16 protein-coding genes are annotated in these 18520 nt (G+C 42.9%); 5 read left to right on the top strand and 11 right to left on the bottom strand.

Going from position 1 to position 18520, the window contains the following annotated elements; translation table 11 throughout:
• Positions 1-118 precede the first annotated feature (118 nt).
• The 5 genes from fusA to AC2A4J_RS15460 form a co-directional block, all read right to left on the bottom strand.
• On the bottom strand, positions 119-2209 hold the full coding sequence (gene fusA / locus AC2A4J_RS15440) for an elongation factor G (protein ID WP_484176658.1): 2091 nt from the start codon (positions 2207-2209) through the stop codon (positions 119-121).
• Between the two features lie 184 nt (positions 2210-2393).
• Positions 2394-3563, bottom strand: a complete 1170-nt coding sequence (locus tag AC2A4J_RS15445; RefSeq protein WP_484176659.1) for a cation:proton antiporter domain-containing protein — start codon at positions 3561-3563, stop codon at positions 2394-2396.
• A 49-nt stretch (positions 3564-3612) separates the two neighbouring features.
• On the bottom strand, positions 3613-4281 hold the full coding sequence (locus AC2A4J_RS15450) for a TIGR04211 family SH3 domain-containing protein (RefSeq protein WP_484176660.1): 669 nt from the start codon (positions 4279-4281) through the stop codon (positions 3613-3615).
• A 123-nt stretch (positions 4282-4404) separates the two neighbouring features.
• The gene (locus AC2A4J_RS15455; RefSeq protein WP_484176661.1) at positions 4405-4881 is read right to left on the bottom strand and encodes a DUF934 domain-containing protein; all 477 of its coding nucleotides are present in this window, start codon (positions 4879-4881) and stop codon (positions 4405-4407) included.
• The gene (locus AC2A4J_RS15460) at positions 4865-6526 is read right to left on the bottom strand and encodes a nitrite/sulfite reductase (protein WP_484176662.1); all 1662 of its coding nucleotides are present in this window, start codon (positions 6524-6526) and stop codon (positions 4865-4867) included. Before AC2A4J_RS15460 ends, AC2A4J_RS15455 begins: the two co-directional genes overlap by 17 nt.
• A 250-nt stretch (positions 6527-6776) precedes the next feature.
• Here AC2A4J_RS15460 and nfuA point away from each other — a divergent pair, with 250 nt between their 5' ends.
• Positions 6777-7358 (top strand): Fe-S biogenesis protein NfuA, encoded by a 582-nt coding sequence (nfuA, locus tag AC2A4J_RS15465; RefSeq protein WP_255824750.1) that lies wholly within the window; start codon positions 6777-6779, stop codon positions 7356-7358.
• A 97-nt stretch (positions 7359-7455) separates the two neighbouring features.
• Here nfuA and AC2A4J_RS15470 read toward each other — a convergent pair whose 3' ends face one another.
• Positions 7456-8532 (bottom strand): 3-deoxy-7-phosphoheptulonate synthase, encoded by a 1077-nt coding sequence (locus AC2A4J_RS15470; protein ID WP_484176663.1) that lies wholly within the window; start codon positions 8530-8532, stop codon positions 7456-7458.
• Positions 8533-8628: 96 nt separating this feature from the next.
• Positions 8629-9390, bottom strand: a complete 762-nt coding sequence (locus AC2A4J_RS15475; RefSeq protein ID WP_255824746.1) for a sulfite exporter TauE/SafE family protein — start codon at positions 9388-9390, stop codon at positions 8629-8631.
• A gap of 108 nt (positions 9391-9498) precedes the next feature.
• Here AC2A4J_RS15475 and cysB point away from each other — a divergent pair, with 108 nt between their 5' ends.
• Positions 9499-10473, top strand: coding sequence for an HTH-type transcriptional regulator CysB (cysB, locus tag AC2A4J_RS15480; protein WP_255824744.1), 975 nt, complete (start codon positions 9499-9501; stop codon positions 10471-10473).
• Between the two features lie 137 nt (positions 10474-10610).
• Here cysB and wrbA read toward each other — a convergent pair whose 3' ends face one another.
• From wrbA to AC2A4J_RS15500, 4 genes are all read right to left on the bottom strand, one after another.
• Positions 10611-11213 carry an NAD(P)H:quinone oxidoreductase gene (gene wrbA, locus AC2A4J_RS15485; protein ID WP_484176664.1) on the bottom strand — a complete coding sequence of 201 codons (603 nt, stop codon included), beginning with the start codon at positions 11211-11213 and terminating at the stop codon, positions 10611-10613.
• 28 nt (positions 11214-11241) lie between these two features.
• Positions 11242-11586 carry an arsenate reductase (glutaredoxin) gene (gene arsC / locus AC2A4J_RS15490; protein ID WP_255824740.1) on the bottom strand — a complete coding sequence of 115 codons (345 nt, stop codon included), beginning with the start codon at positions 11584-11586 and terminating at the stop codon, positions 11242-11244.
• Between the two features lie 72 nt (positions 11587-11658).
• Complete coding sequence (locus tag AC2A4J_RS15495) at positions 11659-13383, bottom strand: proline--tRNA ligase (RefSeq protein WP_484176665.1); 1725 nt, start codon at positions 13381-13383, stop codon at positions 11659-11661.
• 70 nt (positions 13384-13453) lie between these two features.
• A complete protein-coding gene (locus AC2A4J_RS15500) occupies positions 13454-14323 on the bottom strand; it encodes an SMP-30/gluconolactonase/LRE family protein (RefSeq protein WP_255824737.1) in 870 nt (289 codons plus the stop codon).
• An 84-nt stretch (positions 14324-14407) separates the two neighbouring features.
• Here AC2A4J_RS15500 and AC2A4J_RS15505 point away from each other — a divergent pair, with 84 nt between their 5' ends.
• The 3 genes from AC2A4J_RS15505 to AC2A4J_RS15515 all read left to right on the top strand — a co-directional run bounded on the left by AC2A4J_RS15505 (position 14408) and on the right by AC2A4J_RS15515 (position 18301).
• Complete coding sequence (locus AC2A4J_RS15505) at positions 14408-14854, top strand: HIT domain-containing protein (protein ID WP_484176666.1); 447 nt, start codon at positions 14408-14410, stop codon at positions 14852-14854.
• A 63-nt stretch (positions 14855-14917) separates the two neighbouring features.
• The gene (locus tag AC2A4J_RS15510) at positions 14918-16618 is read left to right on the top strand and encodes a DUF2786 domain-containing protein (RefSeq protein WP_484176667.1); all 1701 of its coding nucleotides are present in this window, start codon (positions 14918-14920) and stop codon (positions 16616-16618) included.
• Positions 16619-16783: 165 nt separating this feature from the next.
• Positions 16784-18301, top strand: coding sequence for a fumarate hydratase (locus AC2A4J_RS15515; protein WP_255824732.1), 1518 nt, complete (start codon positions 16784-16786; stop codon positions 18299-18301).
• Positions 18302-18520: the final 219 nt, after the last annotated feature.

Here is an 18520-nt window from a genome sequence, read left to right on the forward strand (position 1 = left end):
CTTTTTTTATTTCTTTAGGTCTAGGTTTTAGGAAAAGTTGTGGGCTTTATTTTGGCCAATAAAAAACCCGATACACATTGTGTATCGGGTTTTTTTAGAGATTAGAAAAAACTATGAATTAGTTCTTTTCTCTTTCACGCTTGTCTTTAACGGCAGCGATAACAGTTTCAGCTACGTTAGAAGGACATGGTAGGTAGTGAGAGAACTCCATAGAGAACTGACCACGACCAGAAGTCATTGTACGTAGAGTACTGATGTAACCAAACATTTCAGATAGAGGAACGTCTGCTTTGATGCGAACACCAGTCAAACCTTTCTCTTGGTCTTTGATCATGCCGCGACGACGGTTCAAGTCACCGATAACATCACCAACGTGGTCATCTGGAGTGAACACGTCAACTTTCATGATTGGTTCGATCAATTGTGGACCAGCTTTTGGAATTGACTGACGGAAAGCGCCTTTAGCAGCGATTTCGAAGGCAATTGCAGAAGAGTCAACTGCGTGGAACCCACCGTCGAACAATTCAATTTCAACGTCTAGTACTGGGAAGCCAGCTAGAACGCCTTGCTCCATCATAGACTTGAAGCCTTTTTCTACAGCTGGGAAGAACTCTTTTGGTACGTTACCACCCACAACAGAAGAGGAGAATTTGAAGCCAGAGCCCACTTCACCTGGTTTGATGCGGTAGTCGATTTTACCGAACTGACCAGAACCACCAGATTGTTTCTTGTGCGTGTAAGTGTCTTCAACAGGCTTAGTGATCGTTTCACGGTAAGCAACCTGTGGTTGACCAACAATCAGATCTACACCGTAAGTACGCTTCAAGATATCAACTTTGATGTCTAGGTGAAGCTCACCCATACCTTTAAGGATAGTTTCACCAGAGTCTACGTCAGTTTCAACGCGGAAAGTTGGATCTTCTGCAACCATTTTACCAATAGCGATACCCATTTTCTCGTTACCACCTTTATCTTTTGGTGTAACAGAGATAGAGATAACTGGCTCAGGGAAAACCATTGCTTCAAGAGTACAAGGGTGCTTAGGATCACAAAGAGTGTGACCAGTTTGTACGTTTTTCATACCAACGATTGCTAGGATATCACCTGCTTGCGCTGTGCTGATTTCTTTACGGTCGTCAGCTTGCATTTCTACCATGCGGCCTACACGTTCAGTTTTGCCCGTGAAGCTGTTAAGGATAGTGTCGCCTTTGTTTAGTACGCCAGAGTAGATACGTACGAAAGTAAGAGCGCCGAAACGGTCATCCATGATTTTAAATGCAAGTGCTTTTAATGGCTCTTTAGCATCAACGATTGCTTTCTCGCCATTTGGATTACCTTCTTCATCTGTAAGATCCTGAGGGATTACGTCAGTTGGGCTTGGTAGGTAATCAACAACAGCATCAAGAAGAAGCTGCATGCCTTTGTTTTTAAAAGCAGAACCACAGTATGTTGGGAAGAACGCAAGATCACGAGTACCTTTACGGATACAAGTTTTTAGGTCGTCAATAGATGGCTCTTCGCCGTCCATGTACGCCATCATTAGGTCGTCATCTTGTTCAACTGCTGTTTCGATTAGTTTTTCACGGTATTCTTCAACTTGATCAACCATGTCAGCAGGAACATCTTCAATGCTGTAGTTTTCAGGTAAACCAGTATCATCCCAAACGTAAGCTTTACGAGTAAGAAGATCTACAACACCAGAGAACTCGTCTTCAGTACCGATAGGTAGAACCATGATTAATGGAGTCGCGCCTAGTACTTTTTTAACTTGTTCAGTTACACGGTAGAAGCTTGCACCTAGACGGTCTAGCTTGTTTACGAAGATCAAACGTGCAACTTCAGATTCGTTCGCATAACGCCAGTTAGTTTCTGATTGTGGTTCAACACCACCAGAACCACAGAATACACCAATGCCACCGTCAAGAACTTTAAGAGAACGATATACTTCTACTGTGAAGTCAACGTGTCCAGGTGTGTCGATAACGTTAAAACGGTGATCTTTCCAGAAACAAGTTACAGCCGCAGACTGGATAGTAATACCGCGCTCAGCTTCCTGTTCCATGAAGTCTGTTGTAGATTCACCTTCGTGAACTTCACCAAGCTTGTGGATCATACCGGTAAGTTTAAGAATACGTTCTGTAGTAGTAGTTTTGCCCGCGTCAACGTGAGCAAAAATACCGATGTTTCTGTATTTTGATAAGTCAGCCATTACATTACTCTAAATAAGTGAGGACGAAATTTGCGCGTTAGTATACAAGACTTTTTGCATTTGTAGTCAGGTATTTCGCGCTATTCTATTATATTTTATACACTTAAAGAAAGAGGCAAGATAAAAGCATTTTATAAATGTAGTAGAAGTTCTTTTGTTAGCCTGTAAAAACAGTCAAATTCTTCTAGTCTCGACGCAATTTATCTGAAATAGCAATAGGGTTTGGGAAGTTCAAAATGACAATATAAGTGGATAACGCAAAGCTCAAGATAGCCGTTGCCTGTATTACATGGGAAGCTTCTTCGCCAATTAGGCCTATGTTGGCAGCTAGATAAGCAATCAAGAGCGAAAATTCACTTACTTGGCCCAAGCGAAAGCCAACTTCCCAAGATGTGCTCGCGTCTTCTTTTATGCCTTTCAGTAAGTAGCGAAAAACAACGGGTTTGATGAGCATTGAGCTGATGGCCAGAAGTAAAGCGGGAATAATTACGATGCCAAGTAGGTCAAGATTAAAGCTGGCGCCAATAGTAAAGAAAAATAGAATTAAGAAAAAATCTCGCAGAGGTTTTAGGTGGGTTGCTATGTATTGGGAGATGGGGCTAGTTGCTAATGCAACGCCGGCTATAAAAGCACCCATTTCAGCAGATAGACCTGCAGTCTCAGCAAGCACCGCCATCGATAGGCACCAACCTATCGATACTAGGAAAATGTATTCATGGAAGCGATCAAATCGAGTGATGAGTTTTAATAGAATATATTTTACGAATAAAAAGGCCCCAGCGACCAAAAGAGGCAGGCCGACTAGCGGTTTTAGGTATTGCATGGCGCCATTATCTTCAGTCCCAGACATGCTATACAAAACCAGTAACACGCCGATTGCAATCATATCTTGTAATAGAAGCAAGCCAACCACAAGTTCACCTGTGTGCTTGTGATGCAATACCGTAGTTGGAAGTAATTTAATACAAACGATCGTGCTTGAAAACATCATAGCAATACCGATGATTAAACTTTCAATGCTGCTATAGCCGCATAATATGGCAACGCCATAACCTAGTGCTGCAAATACAGCAGAGCTGAGTAGGGCAATCCAAGAGGCTTTTTTGAGCATGTTTATTAAATGGCTTGGCTGCATGTCCAAGCCAAGCAAGAAAAGTAAGAAGATGATGCCTATGTGACTCATCTCATCCATCAGTTTGGGTTCATTGATTAGAGATAGAGCGGAAGGGCCAAATAATACACCAAGGGCAATATAGGCGATAATCATTGGTTGCTTAGTGTATAACGCAATGGAAGCAACGACTGCGGCTCCTGCAAATATTAGAAAGAAGGAGTGTACTATCGATGCTTCCATTAATTATCCCTTATACATTTACAAACTCATGTAAATCGAAGCCCTCTGCTTAAGACCAAGAACCTGTGCCGCTTTTTTTGCGTCGTAACATGGGTAGTAGTATGCCAAGTAGTAAGCCACCTAAAAGGGTTGCTCCTCCGATCATAAACCATTTTTGCTCTGTGGTGTCTTGAAGTTTTTCTGCTTGCGCGATAGCTGTGCTTGCTTGTTTTTTAAGGGTTGCTATCTGATAGCTGACATCTTCATTTTGAGACACGATTGCTTGTGCTTTTTCTGATAACTCAGCCGCATCTTGAAGTTGCTGCTTTAGTGAATCATTTTCATCTTGAAGATTGGAGTTTGTTCCGTTTAATTCTTGGATTTTTTGTTGGCTAATTTTTAAGGTGTTTGCAAGTTCTGTTCTGCTCTCTGTATTTCTACTAAGGCGAGTTTGCAATACCTCTAACTGATCTCTTGTTACCATGTCTTCACTGAGAAAATAATCTGCAACCCAGCCTTCGTTACCGCTAGGAGTACGAACCTTGGTATAGCCATCATTTTGATCAATCACTTCAAGTGGAGTTCCGCTTTTTAAGCCTCTTTCTACTGCTCTAGTGCTGTTATCGAGTCCTTCTCGAATGGCGACAAATTGGATGTCAGAAATGTACACTGTCGCAGAATGCGCAGTGGCAGAAAGTAGTGCGCCAACAATTAGGCCTGTAATGCGTTTTTTAGACACGTTTAGTTCCTTTAACAATCAATCACTTTATCTGTTTAGTACGATAATCATGAGACGTCCAATACGCAATAGAAAAGGCCATCGTAATGGCCTTTTCTTGTTAGTTTATTGAAAATGTTTTGTTTAGCGACGCAAGAATAGAGGTCTAGGGTCTGCTACGTCACCTTGGTAAGCGATTGAGAAAGGCTTGTGTAAGTCTAGCGCTTTTTCTAGATCGACTTCCTCACCGAATTGGAAACTGTTGAATCCAACGCGCAAAAGATAGCCTAATTGGTCTGGAATAAAGTGACCAAGTGCTCGTATTTCGCCTTGGTAATTTAATCTTTCTCTTAATAGGCGAGCGTAGGAAAAACCTCTGCCATCAGTGAATGCTGGAAAATGCACACCAATAACATCAAACTGACTTAAGTCCACATCTTGCAGGAACTCAACGCCATCACCAGCTTCAAGCCAAATACCAGCAACATTGCCAATGGTCTCTTTTTCGGATAACCATTTTTGGGCTGCCACAATACTGTCTTGCGTAACGGTTTGTTCAGCATCTTGTAGCCAGTTATAAGTATTGTCGACTATTTCGCCGTTTTTAATTAGCTTTGGCATAAGCGGCCTCTTTAAATGGTGTGATGCCAACGCGGCGGTAAGTGTCTATAAAACGTTCTTCTTCTGTACGATTCGCAACATAAACATCCATCAGCTTTTGAATAACGCTGCTGATTTCTTCTTGAGCAAATGATGGGCCGAGAATCTTACCAATGCTCGCATCGTGGCCTGAGGCGCCACCGATAGAGATTTGATAGAACTCTTCTCCTTTTTTGTCTACACCTAGAATACCGATATTACCAACATGGTGATGACCGCACGCGTTCATGCAGCCTGAAATATTTAAATCAATATTTCCAAGGTCATAGAGGTAGTCAAGATCATTAAATGTTTCTTGAATTTGTGCGGCAATCGGAATGGATTTTGCGTTAGCTAACGCACAGAAATCTCCACCAGGGCAGCAAATCATGTCAGTCAATAAGCCAAGAGTTGGTGTGGCAAAGCCCGCTTCTTTTGCAGCTTCCCATAAATTAACTAGTTCCTCTTGACGAACATCAGCAAGTACTAGATTTTGTTCGTGGCTTACACGTAATTCGCCAAAACTAAATTGGTCGGCTAGGTCAGCGGCTTTATGCATTTGTTCAGCAGTAGCGTCGCCAGGTGCTTGACCGGCTTTTTTAAGTGTTAGCGTTACAATGCGGTAGCCCGCTTTTTTGTGCTCGAACGTGTTACGTTCAAACCAGCGAGCAAATCCTGCACTTTCAGCTAGCTTGCTAGTTAAGTTCGCTGGGTTGTTTTCTAACGCGTCATAATTAGGTTCGCTAAAGAAGCCTTGTAAACGTTCGAATTCACTCATTGGAACTGTGCTTTCTTTGCCTTTCAAGTGAGCCCATTCCGCGTCAACTCGGCTACGAAACTCTTCTATACCCAGTGCTTTAACCAGTATTTTAATTCGAGCTTTGTATTTATTGTCGCGACGACCTTGCTGGTTGTACACGCGAATAATCGCATCTAAGTAGGTAAGTAGGTCTACTCGTGGAATGAATTCGCTAATGGTTACGCCCACCATTGGGGTACGGCCTAGACCACCACCAACAATGACTTTAAAACCAATTTCGCCAGCTTCGTTCTTTTTGATGTGCAAGCCAATATCGTGTACTTGGGTCGCAGCACGGTCAGAAGACTCGGTGGCATTAACCGCAATCTTAAATTTGCGTGGCAAGAATGCAAACTCAGGATGGAAAGTGGACCATTGGCGAATCAGTTCACAGTATGGGCGCGGATCGACTGTCTCGTCTGATATAACGCCAGCGTACTGGTCGGTTGTCGTATTGCGAATACAATTGCCGCTTGTTTGAACCGCGTGCATTTGAACTTCCGCGAGTTCTGCCAAAATATCTGGCACATCTTCTATTTTAGGCCAATTCAATTGTAGATTCTGGCGAGTGCTGAAGTGTCCGTATGATCTGTCATAACGGCAGCTGATGTCGGCCAGTTTGCGCAATTGAGCGCTAGAAAGCATTCCGTATGGGATCGCAATTCGCAACATTGGTGCGTAGCGTTGTACGTAAAGGCCGTTTTGGAGGCGCAATGGTAGAAATTCTTGTTCGCTCAATTCTTGATTTAAATAGCGGCGTGTTTGATCGCGAAATTGTGCTACACGCTCTTCAACAAGCTGTTGGTCAATGGCGTCATATTGATACATAGTGAAATGAACCGTGGTTAAGAAATTTTAGTTGAGCCATGTTAGCAAATATCCTTTATTCTAAAAATGAATATTTACCTATATCTTTAGTGGTTTTCATAATAAGGCTTATTCGGAATTTATTTAATCTTAAAAGCAGCAAAAAGAAAGAGGAAAAATACCCTACTTTTTTACTTGGTCTTTGGCTTTGTTCGTCATCTGCTGTAATATAAACACCATTAATCGTTGTGTAGATTTTGAAAGGGTTATTATGAATATTACAATTACTGATGGTGCCCAAGAATATCTTTCTTCTTTGCTAGAAAAACAAGGTGTAGAAGGTATTGCTGTGCGAATTTTTATCCAGCAGCCAGGTACGCCCTATGCTGAAACTTGTCTTGCTTATTGTCGTCCAGACGAGGTAAATGAGACAGATGAGATTTTGAATCTCCCAAAATTAAAAGTTTACATTGAAAAAATGTCAGTAAACTTTTTAGATGAGGCTTTTGTTGATTACGCTACCGAAAAAATGGGCGGCCAGCTGACCATTAAAGCGCCTAATGCAAAAATGCCGAAAGTCACGGCTGATAGTTCAATTGAAGATCAAATCAATTATGTTTTGTATTCTGACATCAACCCTGGCTTAGCCGCTCATGGTGGTGAAGTTAGCTTGCTTGAAGTAATTGATGGGCAAATTGCTGTGCTGAAGTTTGGCGGTGGTTGCCAAGGCTGTAGCGCTGTTGATTTGACTCTTAAAGAAGGTGTGGAAAAAACGTTGATTGAAAAAGTTCCTGCGCTTACTGGTGTGAAAGATTCAACAGATCATACTGTGACAGACAACGCTTTTATGTAGGTTTGTCTTGTAAGAAGTTTTTGTATGAAAAAAGGGGGAGTCGCTAAATTGCGACTCCCCCTTTTTTTATATAGTTTCTTGTTTAATAAAGAACTATTTATACACGCTGGCGTTTTGGAAGTACGGCACGCAAGCTGTTGGCCATTTCTGTCAACGCTTTTTCTGTCGTTTCCCAGTCAATACAAGCATCCGTAATAGATACGCCGTATTCTAGATCACTTAAGTTGGCGGGTACTTTTTGGTTGCCCCAGCCAATATTGCTTTCAATCATCAGACCCATAATAGATTGGTTGCCATCAAGGATTTGTTGAGTCGCATTTTCAGAAACGGTAATTTGGCGTTCAGGTTTCTTGCTGGAGTTTTCATGGGAGGTATCTACCATGATGTTCATTTTAAGCTTGGCTTTTGTTAGCTCTTGTTCAGCTTCGGCAACAAATTCCGCTTCGTAGTTTGGTTTTCCACCACCGCCACGTAGAACGACATGACCATAATCGTTGCCTTTGGTGTTTACAACGGTAACCTGACCTTCTTCATTAATTCCTAAGAAAGAATGTGGATGAGAGACAGATTGCATGGCGTTGATAGCAACCGTTAACCCGCCGTCTGTACCATTTTTAAAGCCAACTGGTCCAGATAGGCCTGATGCCATTTCACGGTGTGTTTGTGACTCGGTTGTGCGTGCACCAATAGCTGACCAGCTAATCAAGTCTTGGATATACTGCGGTGAAATCGGGTCCAGTGCTTCGGTTGCTAGTGGTAGGCCTAGCTCAGCAAGATCAATCAGAAGTTTTCTGCCTATACGCAGGCCTTTATTTATATCAAAAGAGCCATCTAGATTTGGGTCGTTAATAAGGCCTTTCCAGCCCACGGTTGTGCGTGGTTTTTCAAAGTATGCGCGCATAATGATATATAAGGTGTCATCTAATTTTTCAGCAAGCGCTTTTAGGCGTGTTGCATAATCTAATGCGGCTTTTGGATCATGTATTGAGCATGGCCCAATTACGATAGCTAGGCGGTGATCTTTGCCATCCATGATGTTTTTTATAATATCGCGGGACTCCGCTATATGGCTGCTAACATTTTCGCTAACTGGCAGCTCTTTCTTTAATTGACTCGGCGTTACCAGAGGGGTAAAGGAGGCAATATTTAAGTCTTCAAGACGTTTGTTACTCATTGCGGGGTTTCCTGCTTTTTTGCTTTTAGTTATAGCTGTTTACAATATCGTGTTTTTCTCTTTGAATGAACCGCTTAACTGTGATTTTTCGATTTTTTAGAAGAAAAGATACTTCACGCCGAATGAGAGTAAAGCGGTTGCTAGTATCGGTTGTAAAACATGATTGGGTACATGGGTTGCGATGCGAGTACCAACATAGATTGTTGGGATCGAGCCAATCAATAGGGCGGCGAGTAATGAATAGTCAACGTTGCCTAAGAAGATGTGCCCTGTGCCTGCAACGAGCGTAAGGGGGACGGCATGAGCCAGATCCGTACCTACAATGTTTTTTGCTCTCATGGCTGGAAATAATATCATCATGATGGCCGTTCCTAATGCGCCAGCGCCGACGGAAGTAAGGGTAACTAATGTTCCTAAAATAAATCCACATAAAAAAATAATTCTAGTGCTTTGATTTTCGGATATATCGAAGCTTATTGCCTTGGTCAATTTCGCTCTGAATAGTATAACTATAGCGGTGAGAACAAGCATTATGCCTAATGTGCTGGTTAAGATTTCTTGATAATGATCGGGCTTTTCAAATTGTGACAATGCCCAAACGGTTATAAGAGACGCGGGAATGCTACCTGCAGCCATGGCGAAAACTATTTTCCAATTTACATTGCCACGTTTAGCATGCATAACAACGCCGGTACTTTTTGCAATGCCAGCGTACATAAGGTCAGTGCCGATAGCGATGTGAGGAGGGAAGCCAAACATTAATAAAAGTGGAGTCATTAATGAGCCACCACCAACGCCTGTGATGCCCACGGCCAAACCAACCGCTGCACCAGCACAAATGTACCAAAGAAAATCCATCAGAAAGCCATATTGAAGTTATTTAAGCTGGCAACACTAGAGGTTTTTTACTATTCTATAAAGTAATATTTTATTATGTTTTTAACTCTTTTTCGAATAAGGCCGACGATGAAATTACAGCAGCTTAGGTATATATGGGAAGTGGCACGTCATGACTTAAACGTGTCGGCCACTGCACAAAGTTTGTATACGTCACAACCAGGCGTTAGTAAGCAGATTCGTCTTTTGGAAGATGAGCTTGGTGTTGAGGTTTTCGCGAGAAGTGGGAAGCATTTAACACATGTGACGCCTGCGGGTGAGAAAATCATTGCTTTAGCAGGTGAAGTGCTGAGCCAGACGCAAAATATTAAGCGTGTGGCGAAGGAGTTTAGTGATGAGCGTAAGGGGTCGCTGGATATAGCAACGACGCATACACAAGCTCGATATGCTTTGCCTAAAGTGATTAATCAATTTATTGAGGGTTATCCTGAAGTGAGTTTGCATATGCATCAAGGAACACCCATGCAAATTGCGGAAATGGCAAACGACGGTGTGGTGGATTTTGCTATTGCCACAGAAGCGTTGGAGTTGTTTGGTAATTTGGTGATGTTGCCTTGTTATACGTGGAACCGCTCAGTGGTTGTGCCAAAAGACCATCCATTGGCACAAGTGAAAAAACTCACTCTGCAAGCATTGGCTGAATACCCTATAGTCACTTATGTGTTTGGCTTTACAGGTCGATCTCAATTGGATCAGGCATTTCAAGATGCTGAATTGCAGCCAAATGTTGTTTTCACTGCGGCTGATTCTGATGTCATTAAGACTTACGTTCGATTGGGGCTCGGTGTTGGTATTGTTGCTTCAATGGCGCATGATGAAATGCAGGATGCCGATTTGGTTGCCCTTGATGCATCGCACTTGTTTGCGGATAGCTGTACAAAAATCGGTATTCGCAGTAATACATTTATTCGTGGCTATATGTATAAATTTATTGAATCTTTTGCGCCTCATTTAACCAAAGATGTTGTTATGGCTGCAATGGAGGCGGGTAATCGACAAGATGTTGAGGCGCTGTTTAAAGACGTTGAGTTGCCGAGGCATTAATCTCAGATTGAGGTTGGCAGCGCTTTGATAATTACAGGGCAGCGGTCAATAGAAAGTTGATAAAAAGCCGCAGCATAATGTTTATGTTGCGGCTTTTTGGTTTTGTCTGGTTTGTTTTGAGTGATGCTTGGTAAAGCTTATTTTTTTAGCTTTAGGGCCATTTCGGCAAGGCGTTTACCCTGTGCTTCGCATAGGGCTCTTTCGTCATCTGTTAGTGCGGTCTCATGCGTGTTGTCCGCTAGGTGGCTTGCACCATAAGGTGTTCCGCCAGCCTGTGTGCTGATGAGTTCTTTATTTTTATACGGCAATCCAAGCCAGACCATGCCGTGATGAATTAATGGTGTCATCATGCTATAGATGCACTGTTCTTGGCCACCATGCATGGTGCTAGCGCTGGTGAAACCACAAGCGGGTTTGTCGATCAGTTGACCAGTCAACCAGAGTGTGGATGTTTGATCGATGAAGTGCTTTAGAGGCGCAGCCATGCTACCAAAATAGGATGGTGAGCCTATAGCAAGCCCTGAGCAGTCTGCCAACTCTTCTAGGGTGCAATAAGGGGCGCCATCATCCGGTAATGCAGGTGCGGCGACTTTTGTTGTGTCGGACACTTCTGGCACTTGGCGAATTTTTGCCTCCATGCCGCTCACTTTGTTGATGCCACGGGCTATATGCTTCGCCATCGTTGAAACTGAGCCGTGGCGACTATAAAACAAAACTAATACGTAAGCTGATTGAGTCATTCAGTGCTTCCTGTTTTGTGGCTCTCATTCATTTGAATAAGGCTAAGACATCTTCCGGCGGGCGACCAATCTTTGCTTTATTGTTGTGTATGACGATAGGGCGCTCAATTAGGCTTGGGTTTGCATGCATGGCTTGCAAGCGCTCTTCATCTGTAGAATCTTTGTTTAAACCAAGTTCTTTGTAGGTGGCTTCTTTTGTGCGCATGAGTTCCAGTGGTGTTACGGATAGCTGTGCAAGCAATGTTTTTATTTCTTCGATGCTAGGATTGTCTTGCAAATATAAGCGAATATCAGGCTGGATGTTGTGCTCTTCTAAAAGCTGTAAGGTTTGGCGAGATTTTGAGCAGCGAGGGTTGTGGTAAATAGTTGTCATGTCTACTTTCCTGGTCGTTGTTCGCATGAAAAAGCCTAACGGAAGTGGTAGCTTCCGTTAGGCTTGACGATTTTACTTTTTGCTTAGAATAAACTCGACTGCATCAGCGATAGCGATGTCTTCGTTTTCACCTGCTTTGCGATATTTATATTCTAGTGTGCCCTTTTCTAGGCCTTTATCACCCACAACTAAACGATGCGGAATACCTAGAAGTTCGCAATCTGCAAATTTAACCCCTGGGCGTTCTTTGCGGTCGTCTAGCAATACGTCCAAGCCTTTAGCTTTTAGTTCTGTATATAGGCGATCGCATTCTGTACGTACCGCTTCGGATTTGTCGTAGTTCATCGCAACAATAGCAATATCGAATGGCGCGATGCTTTCCGGCCATAAAATGCCTTGTTCATCGAAGTTTTGTTCGATTGCAGCAGCGACAATACGAGAAACACCAATACCATAACAGCCCATGTGCATGACTTGCGCTTTACCATTTTCATCTAGAACGGTTGCTTTAAGCGCTTCGGCATATTGTTGACCAAGCTGGAAAATGTGGCCCACTTCGATACCACGCTTAATAACGATAGTGCCTTGTCCGTCAGGAGATGGATCGCCTTCAACAACATTGCGGATGTCGGCAACTTCGAATGCCGCGCAGTCGCGCTCCCAATTTAGACCGGTAACGTGGTAGTCATCTTTGTTGGCGCCAGCGCAGAAGTCAGACATAACAGCCGCTGAGCGATCAGCGATAACACGAATGCCTTTTTCGACTAAACCTTGTGGACCAATGGAGCCTGGAGCGCAGCCTGTTTTAGCTACGATATCGGCTTCGTCGGCGAATTCAAATGGCGTAACGATACCTGCTAGTTTTTCTACTTTGATTTCATTGATGTTGTGGTCACCACGTAGGACGAGAGCAACAATGCTTGGCTGCTCATTTTCATCTATGGCTTTCACAAGCATGGTTTTTACCGTGCTTGTCACATCTAGTTTCAAGAACTCCGCTACTTTCGCGATAGTTTTGCAATCAGGCGTAAATACTTCAACGAGTTCTTGGGTTGGTGCATCGGCTTTTTCTTTTAAACAAATAGCTTCTGCAAGCTCAATATTTGCCGCAAAATCTGACGAATCACTGAACGCAATGTCATCTTCACCTGAATCTGCTAAAACGTGGAATTCATGTGAGAAAGCGCCGCCAATACTGCCAGTATCTGCACGAACCGGGCGATAATCAAGGCCGATACGGTCGAATACATTGCAGTATGCTTTATGCATTACGTCATAAGTTTCTTGTAATGACTCTGCGCCAACATGAAATGAGTAAGCGTCTTTCATGCAAAATTCGCGAGAACGCATCACACCAAAGCGAGGGCGTACTTCGTCACGAAACTTGGTTTGAATTTGAAAGAAATTCATCGGTAGCTGTTTGTAACTAGTTAATTCGTTGCGCGCAAGTTCGGTAATAACTTCTTCATGGGTCGGACCAAGACAATAATCGCGACCGTGGCGATCTTGCATGCGAAGTAATTCTGGCCCATATTTCTGCCAACGTCCGGTTTCTTGCCATAATTCTGCGGGTTGTACGCCCGGCATCATTACTTCAAGAGATCCTGCCTTTTCCATTTCATCACGAACAATGCTCTCGACTTTGCGAAAAACTTTTAATCCTGTTGGTAGCCAAGTGTATAGACCTTTAGAGATTTGGCGGATCATACCGGCACGAACCATTAGTTGGTGGCTGGTGACAACGGCATCTGTTGGTGCATCACGTAGGGTAGAAAATAAATAGTTGCTTGCGCGCATAATAGTATCGGTACTTTAAAGTTAGGTGATTAAAGTTTAATTGTAAGATTTATAAATTACAAAAAAGCGTTTAGCCTGCAAAACGAGGCTCTATTTGGCCTTTTGTGTTTGTTTCAAGAGCGAAGATTCCGCCTGCTTGGGGGAATTGCTTTAGCTCTTCTTCTGTTTGTGCGCCACGGCAAGTGGTCACAAATAATGTTTTCATTTCCGGCCCGCCAAACGCAACCATAGTTGGGTAAGTTGCAGGAACGGGATATTCTTCTAGAATTTCACCTTGAGGGCTAATTTTGACTACGCGTTGTCCCTGGTAAAGGGCAGACCAGTAATTGCCTTCACAATCAACTGCTGCGCCGTCTGGGCGGCCGTTTCCGTGTGGAAATTGAACAAAAACGCGTTTATTGGTTGCTGAGCCTGTCTCTAAGTCATAGTCGAACTGATAAACCACATGGTTGGGTGTATCTGAGTAATACATAATGGTGTTATCTGGAGAAAAGGCCAAACCGTTTGACGTCCAAGCTGCTTGATCTATCAGGTTTTCTTTACCTTGTGAGAACTGGTGTAAAGCACCATTAAAGGCATCTTTCGGTGAATACATAGTACCAGCGAGGAAACGACCTTTGGCGTCACAGCGTCCATCATTAAAACGTGTTGTTTTTTGATCGTAAGTGGCAAGCCAGTAGGGTGTTAAGTCGGCAGTGAAGTGTTCGAATGTATAAACGCCTGTGCGGAAAGCGGCAATGAATCCGCCATTTTCTGCTAGGGAAAAACAGCCGATTTCTTCATCAAATTCACGTTTTTCTAGTTCTTTTGATTTTGTGTCGTAAGCGTATAGTATGAAAGAATCAATATCGACAAAATAGAGCGTCTGAGTGCGCTCGTCCCAACGAGGACATTCGGCTAATTTTGCTTGTGCATTTATGGCACATTGCATATCAGTCATGCGGGCTCCAAGTCTCTGAGAGTTTTAAAAATAGGGTGCTATAGTGCTTTCGAAAGCCATTTTTGTAAATAGGAAGATGTAAAGATGTTTGAGTTAAATCCAGTGTTAGGTCGTGATTCTATTCTTGTTGGGCACTTCTCATTGTGTCAGTTGCGTCTTATGAATGATGCACAATTTCCTTGGTTTATACTTGTACCTCAAAGAAATGATATCGGTGAAATATATCAATTGGTAGAAGAAGACCGTCAGCAATTAATGGTGGAGAGCTGTTTGTTAGCGGAGACCTTGCATGATGCCTTTTCTGCGGACAAGCTAAATGTTGCCGCTTTGGGCAATCAGGTGCCGCAATTGCACGTACATCATATTGTTCGTTATAAGACTGATTCATGCTGGCCTAGCCCAGTTTGGGGTAAGTTTGATGCTGTTGCGTATTCAAAGGAAGAGTTGGCTGGAATTTTGCAAAAGGTTCATTCATTGCTTAGTGATGATTTGACATTGCCTAGTGATGATGGGGCTGAACTTTACTATTGAGAAAATGCCCTGATTTTGTATTCTATACTGAGTAAAAAATAGCCAACTTGGAAAGTATGTTTTATGAGCATCAGCAAAAGGAAGAAGGCCATACAGAAAGTTGTTAAATTACTGAATTTAGCAACTTCCTCTAATTCAAGTGAGTCCGTTATGGCGTTGCGTCATGCTGAATCTTTGATTAGGCAATATCAGGTGGCTCAAAGAGAGCTTCCTATTTTGCAGTTGTGTGATCGCTCTATGCTTTACCGTGTTAGTTGGGGAGGAACGGCTCCGCGTTATCAAAAAGAGCCCGCTGTAAAATCATCCTCCGAAGGGTCCGTCTATCAGCGTCGTTTCAGTGAAAAGGATAACGACCCAAGTCGAGCTTATGAGTCAGCTCGCACTATTCTTGATGATATGGATCTTTCTGGTTTTTATAATGTTGATGCGTCTTTTGGTGATCAGACTTTGTCTGAGTCCGAAGGCGCTGTTAGTAAAAATAAGATGGCTGATCATAGTGATCATGTTGCTGATGATATGGAGGCTCAATGTGAAGATGTTGAGCCATTCTTTGGGGTTGATGATGGTTTCGGTGAAGATAGCATGACGGCTGAAAGTGTATTGGATGATATGGATGTTGCAGCGGACTCTCTTGTTGATGGGGGTGAGCATGATCGCTCTGCGAGCTTTGCGTCAAGCGATAATGTTATTGATGCAGCTAAAGCTTTCCGTCCAGACAATCATGAATTCACTGAAACATTAAAAACACAATACGCTACCAGTGATCCTAATGTGCCATTTGTTGAAGATGATTATTGGTCAAAAATATATGAAAAGCTTGCGGATTTCGATGAAGCTAAAATTCAAACTGATATCGAAGCATTAGATAAACAGCTTTTATTGGCTCAAGAGAATTTGCAGCTTAAAAAACAGAAGCGTTACGAGCATGAGCAAGGTGAGGTGCAGGAGCGCGCCGAGAGGGCTCGAATTGAGCAGAGTTTTGAAGAGGCCATTGAACGAGCGTTTCAAGCGAGAGCGAAATCTTATGAGGCTTGGGAAGATAGCTGTACTAAGATACGAATGGCTCGATTGAGAGATGAGCAAGAGGCGGTTCAAGGTTATGATGTAATTAGTCATGCTCTGGCGAAAAACAAAGAAACGTTTAAACAGCATTTGCAGCGAAAAGAAGACTATCGAGCAGCTAAAATTATGCATGAGCTTCGTAGACATCTGGTTCTTGCGGTGTCTATTGGTGAGGATGCTACAGCTTCGTATGAAAAAGTTATTGATATAATGTCTGAAAATGGTTTGTCTCTTAAGGATTTGGAGTTCTCTGATATTAAGAATAAAAGTTTATTTATTCGTTTGTTGGAGCGTGAATCTGCGTTGATTTCAGATGTGCATGCGAGAGAAGCACACACTGAAGAAATGTTGGATAAGTTTTTAACTTCTAGTTTAGCAAAAAAAGAGTCGCGTACTTCTGAAAACCCAATTCAGCATATTCAGCGTTTGCTTGTCGCGGCGAGTGAGGGTGGTCAATTTGAAACGCAGAAGAATCTAGAGCAAGTGATTTACCTAATGGAGGCGAATGATGTCGGTGTTAGGGATATCGGTTATGGGTTCATTAAAAAATACTCCGTCTTTATTCGCCTGATCAATTGGGAGGCAGAGCGCATTTCCTCCCTACCTGAGCGAGAAAAATTCACCGCTCAAATTTTAGAAGAATATATTCAGCATTCTGTTCAAAAACCAAAGACTGATAGAGAGCAGAAAGCTAACCGCTAAATTTCTTAGCCAGCAAATTTACTAACCGCCCAAGCTTATACCCCTCATTCATTTGATTGATGAGGGGTATATTTCTTTAAAACACACCTTAGTGCTTTCTTTGCAGGGCTGCATCTTTTACCATTTCGTTTTCGATTTAATCGTAATACTCAGCAGGAGAGAAGCATGAGCATTATTAAAGAAGATGATCTGATTGATAGCGTTGCAGACGCATTGCAGTTTATCTCTTATTACCACCCTCTGGATTTCGTAAAAGCGGTACATGAAGCATACGAGCGAGAAGAAAGTAAGGCTGCGAAAGATTCGATGGCGCAAATCCTTATTAATTCGCGCATGTGTGCTGAGGGTAAACGTCCAATTTGTCAGGATACTGGTATCGTTACCGTGTTTGTTAAAATTGGTATGAATGTTCAGTGGGAAAGTACTAGAAGCGTTACTGATATGATTAATGAAGGTGTGCGTCGTGCTTATCTTCACCCTGACAATGTTTTACGTGCTTCTATTCTTGCTGATCCTGCTGGTGCTCGTAAAAACACCAAAGACAATACTCCTGCTGTTATTCATATGGAAGTAGTGCCTGGTGATACTGTTGAGGTTCATGTTGCTGCTAAAGGCGGTGGCTCCGAAAACAAATCTAAATTGGCTATGCTTAATCCGTCGGATGATATTGTTGAATGGGTTAAGAAGACGGTTCCTACAATGGGAGCAGGCTGGTGTCCTCCAGGTATGTTGGGTATAGGTATTGGTGGTACGGCAGAGAAAGCCATGGTTATGGCGAAGGAATCTCTGATGGAGCCAATCGATATTCATGAATTGAAAGAGCGTGGTCCGCAAACTCGTGTCGAAGAGCTTCGTCTTGCTATCTTTGATGCTGTTAATAATTTAGGTATTGGTGCGCAGGGACTTGGTGGTTTAACGACAGTTCTTGATGTGAAAATTATGGATTATCCAACTCACGCCGCTTCGCTACCTGTTGCTATGATTCCTAATTGTGCTGCAACGCGTCATGCACACTTTGTATTGGATGGTTCTGGTCCTGCAGATTTGGTTCCGCCATCACTGGATGACTGGCCAGAAATAACTTGGGAAGTAGGTGAAAGTGTTCGTCGAGTCGATCTGAATACTATTACGCCTGAACAGGTTAAGGAATGGCAACCTGGTGAAACAGTATTGTTGAACGGCAAGATGTTAACGGGTCGTGATGCAGCTCATAAGAAAATGGTTGAGATGATCGCTAACGGCGAGGAGCTCCCTGTTGATCTTAAAGGGCGCTTTATTTATTACGTCGGACCTGTTGATCCAGTAAGAGATGAGGCGGTTGGGCCAGCTGGGCCAACTACGGCCACTAGAATGGATAAATTTACTCGCACGATTCTAGATAAGACAGGTCTGCTTGGAATGATAGGTAAATCTGAGCGCGGTCCAGTTGCTATTGAAGCAATCAAGGAATTTGGCGCTGTCTATTTAATGGCAGTGGGTGGTGCGGCTTATTTGGTATCTAAAGCAATCAAAAAAGCAGATGTTGTTGCCTTTCCTGAATTAGGCATGGAAGCAATCTATGAATTTGATGTTGTCGATATGCCTGTAACTGTCGCGGTTGACACCTTGGGGACATCTGTTCATTTAACAGGGCCTGCTGAGTGGAAAGCTAAAATTGAAGCGCAAACGCTTGAAATTAAATAGCTGAGCGTTGGTTGTATGAAAAAAGCCACTGTATTTTTTTGGATGCAGTGGCTTTTTTATTTAAAAATGGTTGCATAGGTAAAAATAGTCTGTATTATACACGACCTCAGCCACACAGCATGTGTGGCGACGCTCTTTAAAATAGATAATCAGATAATTTGTGTGGGCGCTCGCTGGAGGCTTCAGAAGATTGTCCGGATTGGTTTTTAACCGATTCGA

The sequence above is a fragment of the Marinomonas sp. ATLA20 genome, assembly GCF_057180105.1.

What these genes read in the sequence shown, in the direction of transcription:
- fusA (WP_484176658.1), bottom strand. Translation starts at nt 2,209, where the DNA reads ATGGCTGACTTATCAAAATACAGAAACATCGGTATTTTTGCTCACGTT.
- AC2A4J_RS15445 (WP_484176659.1), bottom strand. Translation starts at nt 3,563, where the DNA reads ATGGAAGCATCGATAGTACACTCCTTCTTTCTAATATTTGCAGGAGCC.
- AC2A4J_RS15455 (WP_484176661.1), bottom strand. Translation starts at nt 4,881, where the DNA reads ATGCCAAAGCTAATTAAAAACGGCGAAATAGTCGACAATACTTATAAC.
- AC2A4J_RS15460 (WP_484176662.1), bottom strand. Translation starts at nt 6,526, where the DNA reads ATGTATCAATATGACGCCATTGACCAACAGCTTGTTGAAGAGCGTGTA.
- nfuA (WP_255824750.1), top strand. Translation starts at nt 6,777, where the DNA reads ATGAATATTACAATTACTGATGGTGCCCAAGAATATCTTTCTTCTTTG.
- AC2A4J_RS15470 (WP_484176663.1), bottom strand. Translation starts at nt 8,532, where the DNA reads ATGAGTAACAAACGTCTTGAAGACTTAAATATTGCCTCCTTTACCCCT.
- AC2A4J_RS15475 (WP_255824746.1), bottom strand. Translation starts at nt 9,390, where the DNA reads ATGGATTTTCTTTGGTACATTTGTGCTGGTGCAGCGGTTGGTTTGGCC.
- cysB (WP_255824744.1), top strand. Translation starts at nt 9,499, where the DNA reads ATGAAATTACAGCAGCTTAGGTATATATGGGAAGTGGCACGTCATGAC.
- wrbA (WP_484176664.1), bottom strand. Translation starts at nt 11,213, where the DNA reads ATGACTCAATCAGCTTACGTATTAGTTTTGTTTTATAGTCGCCACGGC.
- arsC (WP_255824740.1), bottom strand. Translation starts at nt 11,586, where the DNA reads ATGACAACTATTTACCACAACCCTCGCTGCTCAAAATCTCGCCAAACC.
- AC2A4J_RS15495 (WP_484176665.1), bottom strand. Translation starts at nt 13,383, where the DNA reads ATGCGCGCAAGCAACTATTTATTTTCTACCCTACGTGATGCACCAACA.
- AC2A4J_RS15500 (WP_255824737.1), bottom strand. Translation starts at nt 14,323, where the DNA reads ATGACTGATATGCAATGTGCCATAAATGCACAAGCAAAATTAGCCGAA.
- AC2A4J_RS15505 (WP_484176666.1), top strand. Translation starts at nt 14,408, where the DNA reads ATGTTTGAGTTAAATCCAGTGTTAGGTCGTGATTCTATTCTTGTTGGG.
- AC2A4J_RS15510 (WP_484176667.1), top strand. Translation starts at nt 14,918, where the DNA reads ATGAGCATCAGCAAAAGGAAGAAGGCCATACAGAAAGTTGTTAAATTA.
- AC2A4J_RS15515 (WP_255824732.1), top strand. Translation starts at nt 16,784, where the DNA reads ATGAGCATTATTAAAGAAGATGATCTGATTGATAGCGTTGCAGACGCA.